General features: G+C 67.2%; 14 protein-coding genes and 1 pseudogene. 12 read left to right on the top strand and 3 right to left on the bottom strand.

Features of this window, described 5'->3' with window-relative positions:
• Nucleotides 1–280 precede the first annotated feature (280 nt).
• From DMB86_RS20205 to DMB86_RS00890, 5 genes are all read left to right on the top strand, one after another.
• Entirely contained in the window at nt 281–670 is a 390-nt protein-coding gene (locus tag DMB86_RS20205) for a hypothetical protein (protein WP_129545436.1), read from the top strand.
• Nucleotides 670–1,275 carry a type II secretion system F family protein gene (locus DMB86_RS00905; protein ID WP_113716153.1) on the top strand — a complete coding sequence of 202 codons (606 nt, stop codon included), beginning with the start codon at nt 670–672 and terminating at the stop codon, nt 1,273–1,275. Before DMB86_RS20205 ends, DMB86_RS00905 begins: the two co-directional genes overlap by 1 nt.
• Nucleotides 1,276–1,479: 204 nt before the next feature.
• Complete coding sequence (locus DMB86_RS00900; RefSeq protein ID WP_113716152.1) at nt 1,480–1,788, top strand: DUF4244 domain-containing protein; 309 nt, start codon at nt 1,480–1,482, stop codon at nt 1,786–1,788.
• A 61-nt stretch (nt 1,789–1,849) separates the two neighbouring features.
• Nucleotides 1,850–2,635, top strand: coding sequence for a TadE family type IV pilus minor pilin (locus DMB86_RS20710; RefSeq protein ID WP_193926262.1), 786 nt, complete (start codon nt 1,850–1,852; stop codon nt 2,633–2,635).
• Complete coding sequence (locus DMB86_RS00890) at nt 2,622–3,032, top strand: Rv3654c family TadE-like protein (protein WP_113716151.1); 411 nt, start codon at nt 2,622–2,624, stop codon at nt 3,030–3,032. Before DMB86_RS20710 ends, DMB86_RS00890 begins: the two co-directional genes overlap by 14 nt.
• A gap of 3 nt (nt 3,033–3,035) precedes the next feature.
• On the opposite strand, the gene DMB86_RS00885 is transcribed toward DMB86_RS00890, so the two are convergent.
• Together DMB86_RS00885 and DMB86_RS00880 are read right to left on the bottom strand one after the other, a co-directional pair.
• A complete protein-coding gene (locus DMB86_RS00885; protein ID WP_418202336.1) occupies nt 3,036–5,345 on the bottom strand; it encodes a DEAD/DEAH box helicase in 2,310 nt (769 codons plus the stop codon).
• Nucleotides 5,346–5,443: 98 nt separating this feature from the next.
• Nucleotides 5,444–6,160 (bottom strand): GNAT family N-acetyltransferase, encoded by a 717-nt coding sequence (locus tag DMB86_RS00880; protein ID WP_113716149.1) that lies wholly within the window; start codon nt 6,158–6,160, stop codon nt 5,444–5,446.
• A 75-nt stretch (nt 6,161–6,235) separates the two neighbouring features.
• Between DMB86_RS00880 and trhO the strand changes: the two genes are divergently transcribed.
• From trhO to DMB86_RS00850, 6 genes are all read left to right on the top strand, one after another.
• Nucleotides 6,236–7,129: an oxygen-dependent tRNA uridine(34) hydroxylase TrhO gene (gene trhO / locus DMB86_RS00875; protein ID WP_113716148.1), complete on the top strand. Its 894-nt coding sequence runs from the start codon at nt 6,236–6,238 to the stop codon at nt 7,127–7,129.
• A gap of 345 nt (nt 7,130–7,474) precedes the next feature.
• Nucleotides 7,475–9,211, top strand: a complete 1,737-nt coding sequence (locus DMB86_RS00870) for a DUF7059 domain-containing protein (protein ID WP_113716147.1) — start codon at nt 7,475–7,477, stop codon at nt 9,209–9,211.
• Nucleotides 9,208–9,954, top strand: coding sequence for an MgtC/SapB family protein (locus DMB86_RS00865; protein ID WP_113716146.1), 747 nt, complete (start codon nt 9,208–9,210; stop codon nt 9,952–9,954). The genes DMB86_RS00870 and DMB86_RS00865 overlap by 4 nt, the downstream gene beginning before the upstream one ends.
• A 177-nt stretch (nt 9,955–10,131) precedes the next feature.
• Nucleotides 10,132–12,882, top strand: a complete 2,751-nt coding sequence (gene topA / locus DMB86_RS00860) for a type I DNA topoisomerase (protein WP_113716145.1) — start codon at nt 10,132–10,134, stop codon at nt 12,880–12,882.
• 55 nt (nt 12,883–12,937) lie between these two features.
• The gene (locus DMB86_RS00855; protein WP_113716144.1) at nt 12,938–13,924 is read left to right on the top strand and encodes a Ppx/GppA family phosphatase; all 987 of its coding nucleotides are present in this window, start codon (nt 12,938–12,940) and stop codon (nt 13,922–13,924) included.
• Between the two features lie 6 nt (nt 13,925–13,930).
• On the top strand, nt 13,931–14,785 hold the full coding sequence (locus tag DMB86_RS00850) for a sugar phosphate isomerase/epimerase family protein (protein ID WP_113716143.1): 855 nt from the start codon (nt 13,931–13,933) through the stop codon (nt 14,783–14,785).
• A gap of 356 nt (nt 14,786–15,141) precedes the next feature.
• Here DMB86_RS00850 and DMB86_RS21580 read toward each other — a convergent pair.
• A pseudogene (locus DMB86_RS21580) lies at nt 15,142–15,426 on the bottom strand (IS110 family transposase); the annotation flags it as partial.
• Nucleotides 15,427–16,247: 821 nt separating this feature from the next.
• Between DMB86_RS21580 and DMB86_RS00840 the strand changes: the two are divergent.
• Nucleotides 16,248–17,657 (top strand): right-handed parallel beta-helix repeat-containing protein, encoded by a 1,410-nt coding sequence (locus tag DMB86_RS00840; protein WP_171814324.1) that lies wholly within the window; start codon nt 16,248–16,250, stop codon nt 17,655–17,657.
• Nucleotides 17,658–17,750 lie beyond the last annotated feature (93 nt).

Below are 17,750 nucleotides of genomic sequence, written 5' to 3'. Positions count from 1 at the left end.
CTGGCCTGCCCGCGGTTCGGCACGCAGGGCGGGGCCGGCGGGTCAACGGACGCCGCAGCCTCAGTGCCAGCAGGCCGTAGCCCTGGTCCGGGCCGTGGAGCGGGCCAGTGCCTTGGGCCTGCCGACAGCGGACGCCCTGAGGTCTGCCGCGCGGCACGGCACGGCCACGCCTCCCGGCACAGGACCACACCGGAAATCGGCCGGCCTTTCTCCCGGGCAACGGACGGTTTGGCTGGACGTGGCCGCCTGCTTCGAGATTTGCGAGGCCAGCGGAGCACCCATGGCAGCCGTTTTGTCCCGGCTGGCCGACCGCTTGGAAGTGGAGGAGGACACGGCCGAACTTCGGGAAACCGCCCTTGCCGGCCCGCGGTCCACGGTCCGCTTGTTGACGTGGCTGCCCTTCATTGGGCTTGGTCTCGGCATGGCCATGGGGGTTGATCCCCTGGGTGTCCTGTTGGGCGGTCCTCTCGGCTGGGCGTGTCTCGGCGCCGGACTGGTGCTGGTGATTTGCGGGCGGTGGTGGTCGTACGCCCTGATTGCCGCTGCCGCACGGACGCCGTCCCGGCAGCGCGCACGGGCCGGACCTGCCGCTGGCTTCGGGCGACTCCGGCGGGAAGCGGCGGCCGTACCTGGATCTGCAGCCAGGCCCGTTCCAGGCAGGGAACACTAATGGCCGTGCTCGGAGTATTTACCCTCATGGCCCTTGCGGCGGGATGCCTGATCGGCTTCGACGCGTCGAGTCGCTGGGCCGGCCGCTCCCCAGGAGCTGGGGCAGCGGGAGTTCGCCGGCGCACAGAACCTTCAAACCCGGGGAAACCGTGGAACGGGCGCAATGAGGCGGACGCCGGGATCGCCGACGTGCCTCTCCTGTTGGAATTCCTCGGCGCCGCCCTGGATGCCGGGCTGGCCATTCCATGGGCGTTGGAGCTCGTGGCGGGGGTGTCCACGGCGCGGATCCAGGCGGGCCTGTCCCAAGTCGTGGCAGGATTGCAGATCGGCGCTTCCTGGGAACACTCCTGGAAGGGAGTGCGCGATCAAGGCGAGGTGGAACAACTACACGCTGCCCTGAGCTTTGCGGCGCTGACGGGAGCGCCGGCCGCGCCGCTGCTCTACGCCGAGGCCGCGCAACGACGGCGGCAGACTCAGCGGGACGCCGAAAAGCGTGCTGCCGCGCTCGGTGTCAAGCTCGTGGTGCCGTTGGGCCTGTGCTCCCTGCCCGCCTTCATCTGCCTTGGCATTGTGCCCGTCGTGGTCGCCATGATCCCTGCGTTTTAGCAGCCAAACCGAGCGACCGACCATGCAATTCTCCGGTTTCTCCCTCCACAGGGGACCCTGCGGCGGCGTAGATCCACGATCGGGGGCAAGGGCCTTTCACGTTCCGTGAGCGCACGGAAAAGTGGACAGCAGGTGCCGCCCCGCGGCCCGGCGGACGCCGGCAACCATCGCGTCCACCCAGTCAGGACACAACGAGGAGTCACGATGTTCAGCACCGACTTTCACACGGCAGCGGCCGTCCCCAGCGCATCCGCACCCGAAGCCGGCAACGTACGGGAGATCTTCCCGGGGGCCAGCACCATGCGTCCGTTCGCCAGCAATCCACGGGTGCATCGGTTGGGCCGCCTGTCTCCGTTGCGGCGGCTGGGCGCGGAGGCCGGGATGGCCACCGCCGAATACGCCATAGCCACGCTGGCCGCCGTGGGGTTTGCGGGCCTGCTGGTGGTCATCCTCAAGAGTGACGAGGTCCGCGGATTCCTGCTCAACATCATCCGCACCGCCCTGAGCTTCTGATCCACCCATTCAGGCGGCAACGCAGCTGCGAACAGGCAGCAGGGAACAGGAGGCGGCAACGATGCGGCAGCGGTGGACTCGACGGGACAATCCGGGGCACGGCGTTCCGGACCCGGACAACCCTTCACCTCAAGACGCGGAGCACGCATGTGCCGGCCGGGACGGAGCTGAGCCACTGCTTGCCAGCCGCGCAGACCGGGGGTCCGTCACGGCCGAATTTGCGGTTGTCCTGCCGGCACTCACTGCGTTGTTGGCGCTTCTGCTGCTCGGTGCCGGCGCGGGCCTGTTGCAGCTGCGGCTCGAGGAAGGTGCCCGGGCAGGCGCCCGGGCTCTGGCAAGGGGCGAATCGACTGCCACGTCGGCGGACATTGCCAGAAACCTTGCGGGCGGCGGGAGCGCGGTCTCCGTTGATCTGACCGCGGGCTACGCCACCGTCACGGTCACGGGCGGGCTGTCAGGCCCGCTGGCCGTCATGATGCCCTGGCAGCAAAGCGCCAAGGCCACCGCACGCATGGAAAGCTTCGGGTTGGACCAGGCCGTCGGGGGCCGGGAACGGCCCGGACCGGTCCTGCCGCGGATCCCCGCCCGCCGCCTCACGGGGCGGATTTTTGCCTTCCCCGACCTGGCCCAGCCGGAGGTGCCAGCAGGGGAGGGGGAACAGCCGCCGCGCAAGACCGCGCTGTGGCGGTGGGCCCGGGCGCCGGCCGGCAGTGCGCTCGAGTTGGTGCAGACCGGGAAATATTCTATTCGCGGTGCGCCGGATGTGATGCGGGCGCGGGCATGTTCCATTCGCGGTGCGCCCGTGGCTGGCACTCGCCCGGATGGGAACGACCATGGCCGGACGTAACGCCGGGCCCGAGCGCGGCAGGAGGGCCGGGGCAACCTTGGTGGTCCGAGACCGGGAGCGCGGCGCCGGGACGGTGGTGGCGGCCGGACTGTCCGTGGTCCTGCTGTTGCTGCTGGCGGGGGTACTGGGGCTGGCGCAGGCGGGGGCAGCAGCATCGAAGGCTGCAACGGCGGCGGACCTTGCTGCGCTCGCCGCAGCCGACGCCGCCCGCGGCCTGGCCGCCGGCGATCCATGCCAGGTCGCGGCGGACCTGGCCTCCCGGCACGGCGCCGCACTGACGTCGTGCCGGGTCCTCGGCCCGTGGGCGGACACCGTCCAGGTCGAAGTGTCGGTGCGGACCACACTGCCCTGGCCGGCCCGCGGCTTGGCCAGGGCAGGGCCCCCGTCTGTTCCCTGAAAGTCAGCCGGCGTGCTTGAGCAGGACGTTAATGAGTGAGACGGCGCCGGCCTTGTCGAGCGGGTTGTTCTTGTTGCCGCATTTGGGTGACTGCACGCAGGACGGGCAGCCGGAATCGCATTCGCAGGAGCTGATCGCGTCCCGGGTGGCTGCCAGCCACACGCGGGCCATGGCAAAACCGCGTTCGGCGAAGCCTGCCCCGCCTGCGTGGCCGTCGTAGACAAAGATCGTGGGTTGGCCGGTGTCGGCGTGGAGGGCGGTGGATACGCCGCCCACATCCCACCGGTCACTCGATGCCACCAGGGGAAGGAGACCGATGGCCGCGTGCTCGGCGGCGTGGAGGGCGCCAGGAAACTGGGGCTCCACCAGGCCTCCGTCCAGGAGCGTGCGGTTGTCCATGGTGAACCACACTGCCTTGGTGAACAGGTCCCTCGCGCCGAGTTCGAGCGGTTCCTCACCCAAGACCTCATTGGAGATGAAGGCCTTGCGCTGGAATGACACCACCTGGGTGGTCACCTGCACCTCGCCAAAATGCATCTCCACCGGCCCCCACACCTCGTGCCGCTCCGATTCCAGAACGGCAATCTGGGTGACGTCCCGGGCTGTCGTGTAATAGTCGGGGTTGCCTCGGCGGACCAGGGCGCAATGGTCCTGTTCGTTGAGTTCCAGCACAACGTAGGGCTCACCCTGGTGCACGTAGACGGCACCCTGATGGGCCTGGTAGTGGGACTGGGGTGAGTCCATGGTGCCCAGGAGTGCGCCAGTGTCGGCGTCGATGATGTTGATGGGTCCGCCGCCGTCGGCCCGGAGGTTGACCATGGCCGCGGCGCTCTGCGGATGGGTCCAGAACCAGCCGGCCGGGCGCCTGCGCAGGTAGCCGTCGGCAACCAGCTGGTCCAACAGCGTCGCTGTGTTGTCCGGAAACATCGGCAGGTCTGCGTGGGTGAGGGGCAGCTCGGCCGCCGCCGCACACAAGTGCGGACCCAGCACGTATGGGTTGGAGGGGTCGAAAACCGTGGCCTCCACCGGGACATCAAAGATGGCCTCGGGATGGTGCACCAGGTACGTGTCCAGCGGGTCGTCACTGGCCACAAAGGCGGCGAGCGCGTCCTGGCCGGCCCGGCCCGCCCGGCCAATCTGCTGGAACAGGGACGCACGCGTCCCAGGCCAGCCCGCCACCAGCACCGCATCGAGGCCGGAGATGTCAATCCCCAGTTCCAGGGCAGAGGTGCTGGAGACGCCCAGCAGCTCCCCTGACCGCAGCGCCCTTTCCAGGGCCCGCCGTTCCTCGGGAAGGTAGCCGGAACGGTAGGCGGCGACACGTCCGGGCAGGCTGGGGTCCACGTCGTCCAGCAGGCGCCGTGTCACGCTGGCGATGGTCTCGGCGCCGCGCCGGGACTTGATGAAAGCGATGGTGCGGACCCGGGACGAGACCAGGTTTGCGAGCAGGTCGGAGGTCTCAGCGATGGCGGTGCGCCGGGTCTTGGCGCCGTTCTCGCCCTTGAACTCGGTGAGCTCGGGTTCCCAGAACGCGACGGTCGTGGCGCCGTGCGGGGAGGAGTCCTCGGTGATGGTGGTGACGGGTGCGCCGATCAGTCGCGAAAACGAGACGCCCGGATCCGAGGACGTTGCGGACGCGCCAATGAAGATGGGGTCCGCGCCGTAGTGGGCGCAGATGCGCCGCAGCCTGCGCATCAGCACCGCCACGTGCGATCCAAAAACGCCGCGGTAGCTGTGGGCTTCGTCGATCACCACGTATTTCAGGCGCCGGAAGAACCTGGCCCACCACGTGTGGTTGGGCAGCACGCCGAAATGCAGCATGTCCGGGTTTGCCAGGACAAAGTTGGCGTGGTCGCGGATCCAGCGGCGGTCGGCGGGCGCCGTGTCGCCGTCGTAGGTTGCCGGTCGAAGGGTTGGCAGGTGGAGCGAGGCCAACGACGCGAGCTGGTCGGCGGCCAGCGCCTTGGTGGGGGAGAGATACAGGGCCACGGCGCCGTCGTGCTCCAGCCTGCCCGGGTTCTCCAGGACGTGCAGCTCTGCGCGGTGGACAGCGTCCACCGCGGGCAGCTGGTACGCCAGCGACTTGCCCGAGGCGGTGCCGGTCGCCACCACCACGTGCTCGCCGTTGTGGGCGGCCTGCGCACCGGCGGCCTGGTGCAGCCACGGGGAATCCACGCCAAGACCCGCATAAGCCCGCACAATGTCCGGATGCACCCACTGGGGCCAAGGGACGCAAACGGCCTGCCGCGCCGGAATGTGGCGGACATGCTGGAGCTGGGCGGGGCGTTCACCCCCGCCCAGGAGCGGGATCATGGAGTCGTTGGCAGGCACCCCATCATTGTGCCACCGCCCGGCAGCGCGGCTCCGCCGCGGGGAAGCAGCCCCGCCCTGCCCGGATGCGCCAGCGCGGGCTACGCCCGTGCCATGTCCTGTTCGAGCCGGGCCCGCGGCACCAGCACGGTCACGGCACTGACGCTGCTCCAGCCCATCTTGGTGTAAAGCCGCTGCCCGTCGGTGCTGGCCAGCAGCAGGCCGGTGGTGACGGGGTACTCCTTGGCGCGCGCCGCAAGCGACTGCATCAGCAGCCGCCCGTAGCCCTGGCGGCGGTGGGCGGCGTGGGTCTCAATCTGGTCGAAGACGGCGTAGTCGCCATAGATGGCCACCTTTCCGCTGGCCAGCACGAGCCGGCCGCGGGCGATCGTGCCGGAAAAACGCGCCTGGCAGGTGGACGCCGCGCGTCGTCCGCCCATCCGGTCGACCTGGAGGGTGAGGTCGGGGTCGCCAAGAAACGGGTCCTGGTTGTCCTGGGTCTCCATCCTGACGGCCATCATCTGTTCCGACGCGGAAAGCATTCCGAGCCCCGCGGCGTGTGCCTGACGGACGTAGCGGTGGATGTCCGGGCCCAGGACACACATGGCCCGGTTGTCGTCCTCTGCCACTTTGGCGGCCAGCACGGCAAAATCCGCCGGCGCAGGGTCGCTGATGAAATATTCCCAATCGCCGCTGCGGTCCAAGCGCAGGGCGGAGTGATAGCCGGTGTTGAAGGAGGTCCGGTAGCTGCGGAGCGCCGTCCACCCGGCAAACCAGGCATCCAACAGTGCCGCAAGTTCCGTGGAACCAGATGTCATGCCACCAGCCTATGGTGTGGCCGCCCAACAGGCCACGCCGCGCCATGTTTGGCTCCACGCCGTACGATTAAGCGTGTGGCGTTAAACAAAATTGTGCTCTTTTACGGCTTTACCGAGGTCCCAGATCCGGAGGCGGTGCGGCTCTGGCAGCGGGCCGTGTGCGAAAAACTCGGGCTCAAGGGCCGGATCCTGATCTCCAAGGACGGCATCAACGCCACGGTGGGCGGGGACATCAGGGACCTCAAACAATACTTGAAAACCACGCGCGAATACGCCGGATTCAAAAACGTCGACGTCAAGTGGTCCGACGGCACCGGCGAAGACTTCCCCCGTCTGAGCGTGAAGGCCCGCGAGGAAATTGTCAGCTTCGGCGCCCCGGGCGAACTGAAGGTGGATGAAAACGGCGTGGTCGGCGGCGGCACGCATCTCAAGCCGGAGGAACTTCACGAACTGGTCGCCGCCAAGGAATCCAGCGGCGAGGAAGTGGTGTTCTTCGACGGCCGCAACGCCTTCGAGGCCCAGATCGGTAAATTCCGGAATGCCGTCGTCCCCGACGTCGCCACCACCCACGACTTCATCGCCGAACTCGATTCCGGCAAATATGACGACCTCAAGGACAAGCCGGTGGTTACCTACTGCACGGGCGGCGTCCGCTGCGAAGTACTCAGCTCCCTCATGGTCAATCGCGGCTTCAAGGAGGTCTACCAAATGGACGGCGGCATTGTCCGCTATGGGGAAACCTTCAAGGACAAGGGCCTGTGGGAAGGCTCCCTCTATGTATTTGACAAGCGCATGCACATGGAATTCAGCGAGGAGGCCAAGGAAATCGGACACTGCATCCGCTGCAGCAGCCCGAGCAACAAGTTCGAAAACTGCTCCAATCCAAGCTGCCGCTACCTGAACCTGTACTGCGCCGACTGCGCCAGCGAACCGGCAACCCTGCAGTGCCCGCAGGGTTGCACGGCTTAGCCCCCACGCCCTCCCGGAGCTCGTCCCTCTCCCCGGGGCGGCCCGTAAGAAATCCATGTTGCAGCTCTTGGACAAAATCCAGGACAAAATCCATGAAAAAAACGTCCGTTCGGTCCGTTCCGTCGGTCCAAGAGCTGCAACATAGATCATGGGGTTGCGGGACGTTGCCGGGTCACACCGCAATCAGTTCCCGTTGCGGCCCGTCGTGCAGTGCGAGGTAAACCCGGTTGCGCAGCCGGTTTGCCCCCTCCAACGTGAAGGTCGATCATCGTGCTGCCGGGGCCATCGAGCCCGTGGGCCGACGGTTTTGGGCGGCAAAAGTATTGAACTCGTTAGGCTGGAGGCATGACCGACTTCGCCACCGTTCCGGACGCCCCGCGCAGCGACAACCCTGTCCTGCTGGCGGCGCTCGCGGCGGACCTCGCCGCCGTGGACTATACGGTCGACGGCGTGACGGCGCTCCTCGGCGAGGAAGCCCACCAGGCGCTGGGCCGGGACCAGGTGGTGCCGGCGCTGCTTGCGCTGAAGGGGCGCGACGAACCGCTGGCCACCGTGGTCCGGCTGTGGCTGCTCGCCGAGACCGTCACCGCCTCCGCGCTCGCCGACGCGCTGCCCGGAACCGGCCCGGACGTGCTCACGGCGCTCGGCCTGGTGGAGGCCGCGGAACGCGCCCACGGCGGCGCCGGCCCGGCCGCCGCCCCGGAGGCCCCGGAGGCACCGGCCGCCCCGGACGCCGCCCCGGAGGCGCCGGCCGCCCCGGTCCTGCTGCGCGCCGCCGTCGACCTGCGCCCATACGGCTGGGCGGCGGAGACCCCGGGCGGCCCCGACACCAATCTCTGGGTGGCCAGCGATCTTGGCGCGCACCAGCGGCCGGGCGTGCTGCGCAGGGACCACGTGCTGGGCATCGGCCAGGCGTCGCTCACCCTGGCGCAGGGCACCATCCGCCGTGTGGTGGGCCGTGCCCTGGACCTGGGCACTGGTTGCGGCATCCAGCTGTTCCACCTGCTCCGCCACGCTCACACAGTGGTGGCCACGGATGTCTCCGTCCGCGCGCTGGCATTTACCCGCTTCAACCTGCTGCTCAACGCCTCCGCCCTGGGCCTGGCCGACGCCGACTTTGACCCCGCCAACCAGGACGCCCGCGTCTCCCTGCGTCGGGGCAGCCTGCTGGAACCGGTGGCCGGCGAGACGTTCGACCTGGTGGTGTCCAACCCGCCGTTCGTCATCACGCCGCGGCACCGTGGCGAGGACGCGGGCGCGCAATTCACCTACCGCGACGGCGGGCTGGCCGGCGACGCCATTGTCGAAGCCCTGGTCCGGGGGCTCCCCGACGTCCTGGCTCCCGGCGGCATAGCCCAGATGCTCGGCAACTGGGAGGTTGTGGCGGAGGAACGGCCCGACGGCGGCACCGAAGCCCTATGGCCGGCCCGCCCCATGCGGTGGTCCGCTGGCGGCGTGCAGGCCTGGTTCATCCAGCGCGAGCAGGTCAGCCCGGCCGCGTATGCCGAAACGTGGCTGCAGGATGCCTCGCAGGGACGCGACAGAGAGGCCTATGCGGATGCCTACGCGGACTACCTGCACGACTTTGCCTCCCGCAACGTGGCCGGCATCGGCTTTGGCTATGCCCTGTTGCGCCGGCCCGAGGATCCGGGGCCGGCGGCCACGGGGAGCCGCTTCGAGGAAATCCTCTACCCGATTGAGCAGCCGATTGGCCCGCACCTGGCCGCCGCGCTGGACCGGGAGCAGTGGCTGGCCGCCCGGGAATCCCTGCGCGGGGAGCTGCTGGTGGTGGCTGAAGACGTCACCGAGGAACGCCACCAAAAGCCCGGAGCCGAACACCCCGGCGTGATTTTGCTGCGGCAGGGGGCGGGTCTGCGCCGCACCATCCTGCTGACCACGGAACTGGCCGGCTTCGTTTCCGCCAGCGACGGCGAACTCACCGTGGGCCAGCTGATCGACGCGCTCGCAACCCTGCTTGAACGGGACGATGCGGAGTTTGCGCGGGCGCTGGAGGCCGACGTCCGCAACCTGGTCCGTGACGGCTTCATCCTCCCGGCTGACACGGCAGGGGCGTTGCCATGATCCTCTCCGCCGGCGCGCCCTGGTGGGCGATCCTGATCTGCCTGACGGCCGCCGTCGTGCTTCCCACGCTGATCGGGCTGGAACGGCAGGTCAACAACAAGTCGGCCGGGATGCGCACCCATGCCCTGGTGGGCCTCGGCGCGGCGTTGTTTGTGGTGGTCAGCAAGTACGGCTTTTCCGATGTGCTGGAAGCCAACCTGGTCCGGCTGGACCCTTCGAGGGTGGCCGCGCAGATCGTCTCCGGCATCGGCTTCATCGGAGCCGGATTGGTGTTCGTCCGCCGCAACAAGGTGCGCGGGCTCACCACGGCGTCGTCCATCTGGCTCACGGCGGCGGTGGGCGCCGCCGCCGGCGCGGGGCTGGTGCTGTATGCGGCATTCGTCACGGGCGCGTACTTCCTGATTGTGCTGGCCTATTCGAAGGTCCTGGAACGCGGGCGGCTGTTTGGCCGCCGCTATCACGTCCTGCAGGTGCAGTATGTGGACGGCACCGGGGCCCTGCGCGAGATCCTGCAGGCCTGCACGCAGCAGGGTTTCCAGATCCTGGGCTTCAACACGCGCCCCGCACCTGACGACGGAGGCGCCCTGGGGCGGCTGTTCAACGCCGAATCGCTGTCCGAATCCGCCCGGCTGGTGGAGGTCGAACTGGAAATCGAGGGTCTCGGCGCCAAGACGGGCCTGCTCTCTGAACTGGCCCGAATGCCCACCATCGCGGCCGTGACATTCGACGACGAAATAGAGTAGGCGCGGCCCCCTCCAGCCGCTGCGCGCAGCAACCTCCGGCGGGCCGCGGCCGGGCCCGAAATCCCGATTCCCGGGGCGCCCCAATTCGCCTCCAATACGTGTTCACGGTAAAAATATGGTGAACTAGGCTCATGGGGGGCGCCTCCAGCCCACCCTTTCATTCCCTGTAGGAGTACCGTGCCAAGCAAGGCAGCCAGCAAGCCAAAGACCGGCAAGAAGCTCGTCATCGTCGAGTCCCCTGCCAAAAGCAAGACCATCGCCAAGTACCTGGGCGAGGGCTTCGTCGTCGAAGCTTCCATTGGCCACATCCGTGACTTGCCGCAGCCCTCGGACCTGCCCGCAGACCTGAAAAAGTCGCCCATCGGCAAGTTCGCCGTCGACCTGGAGCACGACTTCAAGCCGTACTACGTCGTCTCCCCGGACAAGAAAAAGAAGGTGGCGGAGCTCAAGGCGCAGCTCAAGGACGCCGACGAACTTTACCTCGCAACCGATGGGGACCGCGAAGGCGAAGCCATCGCGTGGCACCTGCTCGAGGTGCTCAAGCCCAAGGTCCCCGTGCACCGCATGACCTTTGCGGAAATCACCAAGGAATCCCTGCAGCGGGCCCTGGGCAATCTGCGGGAGCTGGACACCGACCTGGTGGACGCCCAGGAAACCCGCCGTGTGCTTGACCGCCTGTACGGCTATGAGATTTCCCCCGTGCTCTGGCGCAAGGTCTCCCGCGGCCTGTCCGCCGGCAGGGTGCAGTCGGTGGTGACCCGCATGGTCGTGGAGCGGGAACGCGAGCGCATGGCGTTCCGTTCCGCCGGCTACTGGGACCTGCTGGGCACCTTCGCCCCCGATGCTTCGGCCGGCCAGCCGTTCAACGCCAAGCTGACCGCCGTCGACGGCAGGCGCGTCGCCTCCGGACGCGACTTCAACGACCAGGGCGAGCTGACCGCCAAGAACGTCGCCCACCTGGATGAGGCCGCCGCCAAGACCCTTGCCGAGGCCCTGCAGCAGGCCGACTTCGCCGTCCGCTCCATGGAGCACAAGCCCTACACGCGCCGGCCCGCGGCGCCGTTTACGACGTCGACCCTCCAGCAGGAGGCCGGGCGGAAGCTGCGCTTCTCCTCGAAGTCGACCATGCAGACCGCCCAGCGCCTGTATGAAAACGGTTACATCACTTATATGCGTACCGACTCCTCGGCGCTGAGCGATGAGGCGGTCAACGCGGCACGCCGGCAGGCCTCGGAGCTCTACGGTCCCGAATTTGTCCCTGCGGCCAAGCGCGTCTACGCCAACAAGAGCTCCAACGCACAGGAAGCCCACGAGGCCATCCGCCCCGCCGGCGACTCCTTCCGCACCCCGGCCCAGGTGGCCGGCGCCCTCCGCGGTGACGAGTTCAAGCTTTACGAGCTGATCTGGAAGCGCACGGTCGCCTCCCAGATGGCTGACGCCAAGGGCTCGACGGCGACCATCAAGCTCGGCGCCACCGCGGCGGGCAGCGCGGCCGGCGGGCAGGACGCCGAGTTTTCAGCCTCCGGCACCGTCATCACCTTCCGCGGCTTCCTGGCCGCCTATGAGGAAGGCCGCGACGAGTCCCGCAACGACGCCGACGAAACAGACCGCCGCCTGCCCAACGTGAAGGAAGGGGACCACCTGACGGCGGCCGACGTCACCGCCAGCGGCCACGAAACGTCCCCGCCGCCGCGCTTCACCGAAGCGTCCCTGACGAAGGAAATGGAGGAGCGGGACATTGGGCGCCCGTCCACCTACGCCTCAACGCTGTCCACCATCATGGACCGCGGTTATGTGCGCAAGCAGGGTTCGGCTCTGATTCCCACGTGGATCGCCTTCTCGGTGATCCGCCTGCTGGAACAACACTTCACGTCCTACGTCGACTACAAGTTCACCGCCGGCATGGAAACCGGACTGGACAGGATTGCCAACGGCGAGGACAAGGGCTCCGAGTGGCTCAAGCACTTCTATTTCGGTGACGGGGACGACGCCGGCCTGCTCGCCATCGTGAACAACCTGGGCGAAATCGACGCGCGGGACATCAACTCCATCAAGATCGGTGAGGACCTGGTGCTGCGCGTCGGCAAGTTCGGCCCGTACCTGGAAAGCACCGTCCCCACCCTGGACCCGAAGACGGGCGAAATCATCGAGGCCGCCCGCGCGAACGTCCCCGAGGACCTGGCCCCGGACGAGCTCACGCCCGCCAAGGCCCGGGAACTCATGGAGACCGCCGCTCCGGAGGAACGCGTGCTCGGCGTCGAGGAGGCCACTGGCCGGACCATCGTTGCCAAGAACGGGCGCTACGGCCCGTACGTCACCGAGGTCATTCCGGAATTGACCGAGGAAGAGATCGCGAACCAGCCGGTCGAGTATTACAAGAACGGCAAGCCAAAGCCGCAGAAGAAGCCCGTCAAGGCCAAACCGCGCACCGGCTCACTGTTCAAGTCCATGACCGTGGACACGGTCACCCTGGACGAAGCGCTGCAGATCATGAGCCTGCCCCGCGTGCTGGGCGCCGACGCGGAGGGCAACGAGATCACGGTGCAGAACGGCCGGTTCGGCCCGTACCTGAAGAAGGGCTCGGACTCCCGCTCCATCGGCTCGGAGGAGGAGATCTTCACCACCACCCTCGAAGCCGCACTGGAAATCTACTCCCAGCCCAAGCAGCGTGGTGCCCGTGCCGCGGTGCCGCCGCTGGCCGAGTTCGGCGACGACCCCGTGTCCGGGAAGAAGATCGTGGTCAAGGAAGGCCGCTTTGGCCCATACATCACCGACGGCGTCACCAACATCACGGTGCCCCGGGGCACGGACGTGGAAGAACTGACCCACGAGGCCGCCGTCGGGCTGCTGGCCGACAAGCGCGAACGCGGCCCCGTCAAGCGGACGGCCAAGGCACCGGCCAAGCGCAAGGTGGCGGCGAAGAAGTAGGGGTGATGCTGGGAGTGGGACCCGCCTCCGTGGTGGAACGCGCAATAATGGGCACATGAGACTAGGCGTGCTCGACATCGGATCCAACACCGTCCACCTGCTGCTGGTTGACGCCCGCCCCGGCGCCAACCCCGTTCCCTACGCCTCGCACAAGCGCGCGCTCAGCCTGGTGCAGTACCTGGATGCCGACGGCAACATCACCGACGACGGCCAGGTGGAACTCATCGAGTTCATCCTGGAGGCGTGGGAGTTTGCCGCGAAGCACAAGGCCAAGGACCTGCTGGCGTTTTGCACCTCGGCCATCCGGGAATCCGCCAACGGCGCCGCCGTGCTGGACCGTGTGCAGCATGAAACCACCATCCGCCTGACGGAACTCACCGGCGACGAGGAATCGGCCATGACGTTCTTTGCCGTCCGCCGCTGGCACGGCTGGGGCGCCGGCACCATCCTGAACCTGGACATCGGGGGCGGCTCCTTTGAAATTGCCCAGGGCAGCAACGAGCTGCCCGAGCTCGCCCACTCGGTGCCGCTGGGGGCGGGGCGGCTCACGCGCCAGTGGCTGACGGAGGATCCGCCCACCGCCAAAAGCGTGAAGGAGCTGCGCAAGCACATCAAGGCGACCTTGAAGGCGCCCGTGGCCGCCACGCAGGCGCTGGGCGCACCCCACATCGTCACGGGGTCCTCCAAGACGTTCCGGGCGCTGGCGCGCATCACGGGGGCCGCGCCGTCGGCCATGGGACCCTATGTGAAGCGCGAGCTCCACCTGACCGACCTGGGGCTGTGGAGCCAACGGCTCTCCGCCATGTCCTCGGCGGACAGGCTGCACCTGCCCGGCGTGTCGGTGGCCCGCGCCAAACAGGTCCTGGCGGGGGCGCTTGTGGCCCAATCCGCCCTCGAGATGTTCAAAGTCCAGTCCATGCAAATCAGCCCTTGGGCGCTGCGCGAGGGCCTGATCCTCCGGCGCCTGGACCAGCTCGTCTTCGACGGCCCGTTGGACCCACCCGCACATGTGGGTAAGCTGACCAATTCGGCAACCCTTTAGGCGGTCATGAGCACAACACCCACGGATCCCATCCCTTCCGAAGGCCCGACGGCGGCCGGCGGCCAGGTGCCCAGGCGCCCCATACCCGTGGCGCTCTCCACGGCGTCGGTCTATCCGCTGAGCGTGCACGACGGTTTTGCCGTGGCGGCGGACCTGGGCTACGACGGCGTCGAGGTGCTGGTGACGCACAACGGCGACAGCCAGGACGCCCGTGCCCTGAACGCCCTTGCCGAACGGTACGACCAGCCCATCCTGGCCATCCACGCGCCGACGCTCCTGCTGACCCAGCAGGTGTGGGGCAGCGCCTGGAACAAGGTCCAGCGCTCCGCGCAGATGGCCGTGGACGTCGGCGCGGACGTGGTGGTGGTGCACCCGCCGTTCCGCTGGCAGAATGACTACGCGTGGACGTTTGCGCACGGTGTGCGCGACATTGCCGACGCGTTTGGAATCCGCATCGCCGTGGAAAACATGTACCCGTGGCGGGTGCGCGGGCGCGAGGCGCTGGCCTACCTGCCGCACTGGGATCCGGTGCCGCTGGACTACCGCGACGTCACCTGGGACTTCTCACATGCGGCGTCTGCGGGAGCCTCCAGCCTGGACGCCGCGAAGGCGCTCGGCTCGCGGCTTCGGCACATCCACCTGACGGACGGCATCTCGCCGTCCACCAAGGACCAGCACCTGATTCCCGGCCACGGAACGCAGGAGTGCGTGGAGGTGCTCCAGCACATTGCCGGCAACGGCTTCGACGGCGCCGTGGTGGCCGAAATCTCCACCCGCAAGGCCAAGGGGGCGGGACAGCGGGAGGAATGGCTGGCCGAAACGCTGGAATTCGCCCGCGTCCACCTGGGCCAGACGCTCTAGTCTCGACACCCTTCGCTGGTGATCAAGCCCCGACCCTCCTGCAGGTCCGGGGGTGTTTTTGCCGACCCTCCTGCAGGCCCGGGGGTGTTTTTGCCGACCCTCCTGCAGGTCCGGGGCATTTTTTCAGGCCCCTTCGTCAACAGCAGTGTCGCTGTCACGGTCCCACGCGGCAATGACGATTTGTCCGCACATCCGTGGACTGACGGAGAACAGTGTCTTCCCGGTCGTGACCACGCCGTTGGAGTGCGCCTGTGGCCTCTGGCGTCCTGACACGAAAGTAGGTGAGTCAGGCTGCGGTTGCTGAGGTGCTTGTTGTCAGGGTGAGTGTGACGTTGTAGCCGGGTTCGTGGCCGCACACCGTCGATGGGCGCGGCGAGCATCGCCCGGGAGGAGGCGCCCATCAGGTCCGAGACGCCGTCCGAGTGCTTGATGCCGGTGGATTCGAGAAACTTCTCCAGCCGCTGCACTTCCCGGACCCGGTCCTGGATGGCAAGGGTCCGGGCCCGGGCCAAGTCACGCAGCTTGCGGATCGGCTCGGGCGGAACGATACTCGCACGCAGCAGCCCGTGGGTTCCCAATTGGGCCAGCCAGGCGGCGTCTGAATCTGTTTTTCTGCCCGGAATGTTCCTGGCGGCCTTCGCGGCGGCATGTCCCGACGAGCGAGGAATTTATTGGTGGTGGAACCCCAGGTGGCGAGTTCGGAGGAATAAGTCCCGGCACGCTGTCCCTGGGTTCGGATGGCGACCTTTGCGTCATCTTTGGAAATATCAATGCCGCAGCGAGCTCATGAACCCGGTCTACCGGACACCTCCTGACAACTATTTGTTCCCTTTAGGCGGTGCCGTGTGGAGGACGGAATTAAATCAGGACTCTCACACACGTGCCGTCCACCCAGATATAGCCAGACCAGTGCTACCACCAGACGCTTTGCGCCAGTGCCCGCTTCTTCGTTTCAGGGAAGTCCTTCCATCAACACTCCGGCCGGATCAGGAGCGAGTTCGGGTGGAATTGCGTTGAAAAGGTGTGTGCGAACGAAATACCGTCGGCATCTTGCGGGAGGAAATCCTCTCGGACAGGCTTTGGGTGTGCACCGCCACCGCCCTTGTACGGGAGTCTGTGGACGGAGCACGCTGACACGCGCGTGAAGCGCTAAGAAGGGAACAACAGATCGATGATTACAACATTGGCCGCACTCGTCACGGCGATCGGGCTCGGCATGACAGGGATCGGGGCAGGCGGCACCCACCCCATGCCCGTTCACACCCCGTCCAAGAACATCTACGTGAACTGCTCGGCACGCCCGACACCGCACCCGGACGGCTCGCACCACCACCCGCTTGCCACTTTGGCCGCGGTGTCCAAGACCGTTCTCACGGCCGGGGACCACGTACTGTTCGAGCGGGGGTCCACTTGTGAGGGCTCCCTGTCGATCGCTGCTTCCGGCACGAAAGGTAAGCCAATCGTGTTCGGCGCCTACGGTCACGGCGCGGTGCCCCGAATCGCTGGAGGTACGACATCGACCTCCCCTGCGGCCATCACCGTCGAGAACGCCAGCCACCTTGTCGTGCAGGACCTCGAAGTCTCGGGCGGCTATTGGCAGAACGTGCACGTGCGCTCCGATGATCCCAATGTTGTGATGAGTGACCTCACATTCCGCGGGCTGGTCCTTGACGGCAACGCCTGGGTGCCGCCGTTCAACCAGTGGGTGCTGGGCACCGGTGGCCTGATTGTCGAGCCCTGCACCTACGGCGCACGGATCACCGGAGTCAGCATCGCCGACGTCGTTTCGCACAATCAACACGAAACAGGCGTGCAGATCGGGCACAGCCCCATGAGGCCGTACGACCCGGCAAGTTCCGGCGGCGGCATGAACACCCCCGATTGCCACATGGATGTGCCGGCCGGCGGGACCTTTGACCACTCGGGTGTCACGAACGTGGTCCTGCAGAACAGTTCGCTGCACGACAACGATGCCTCGGGCGCGCAGATCTTCTACTCCTCGCACGTGACGCTGCAGCACAACACACTGTTCAACAACGGCTCCGGTGCCGGCGCGAACATCGCAAACTCCTCCGGGATGAACGGCGAGGGAGCATGGTGGGCGAACACCGACCACGTAACTGCCGAATACAACAACGCGTACGGCAACCGGGCGGGCCGGACGAACAACGACGGCAGCGGGCTGGACCCGGATGTCAGCACCTCGCAGAACCTCATCCAGTACAACTGGTTGCATGACAACGAGAACTACGGCGTCTCCGTGATCGCCGGAAACAGCGCCAGCGTCGACACGGTGATCCGTTACAACGTGATGAGCAATAACGGCACGGACTACCCGAACGCACCCGATGTGATGGTGAGCAACCCCTACCACACCGGCGGTGTGCAGGGCTTGGCGGTGTACAACAACACTCTCACGCGCGCGGGCGGTGGCCAGGGCATCCGCCTGCAGTCAAACTTCCTCGGCGATGCCCCGGTCACTGTCGCCAATAACATCGTGTACCGCACCACGCCGGGACAACTGATCTCCACGACGACGGCCGACGCGGTCGTTGACCACAACGACTTCTTCGTCGCCTCGGGTGCGCCGACGTTCGCGTACGCCGGCGTCAGTTACGGATCCTTGTCCGCCTACCAACAGGCCACCGGCCAGGACCGGCACAGTGCCATCGCCGACCCGCAACTGGCCGAACCCACCTATGCCGGAACGGCGTATCCGACCCGGCCAGCGTTCGTGCCTGCCATTTCATCACCAGTGCGTGCGCTTGGGTCCGCAGTTGCCGACAACGGCGGCTTCGACTTCTATCACGCTCGCGTGAGAGGAACGGACGTCACGACCGTCGGTGCCGTGATCGCCGGCCGAGCCTTCTAGCAGACGCTGTACGTTCCGGCGGTGTCTCCCTGGCTCATCGGCGCCTAGTACTACAGTCGCGTTTGTGGGGTGTGGCCGCGGGCTTTGTAGTGG

The organism is Arthrobacter dokdonellae, from assembly GCF_003268655.1.
Taxonomy (GTDB): Bacteria; Actinomycetota; Actinomycetes; order Actinomycetales; family Micrococcaceae; genus Specibacter; species Specibacter dokdonellae.
The sequence above is the reverse complement of the archived record's forward strand: the minus strand, read 5'-3'. Positions and strand labels throughout refer to the sequence as shown.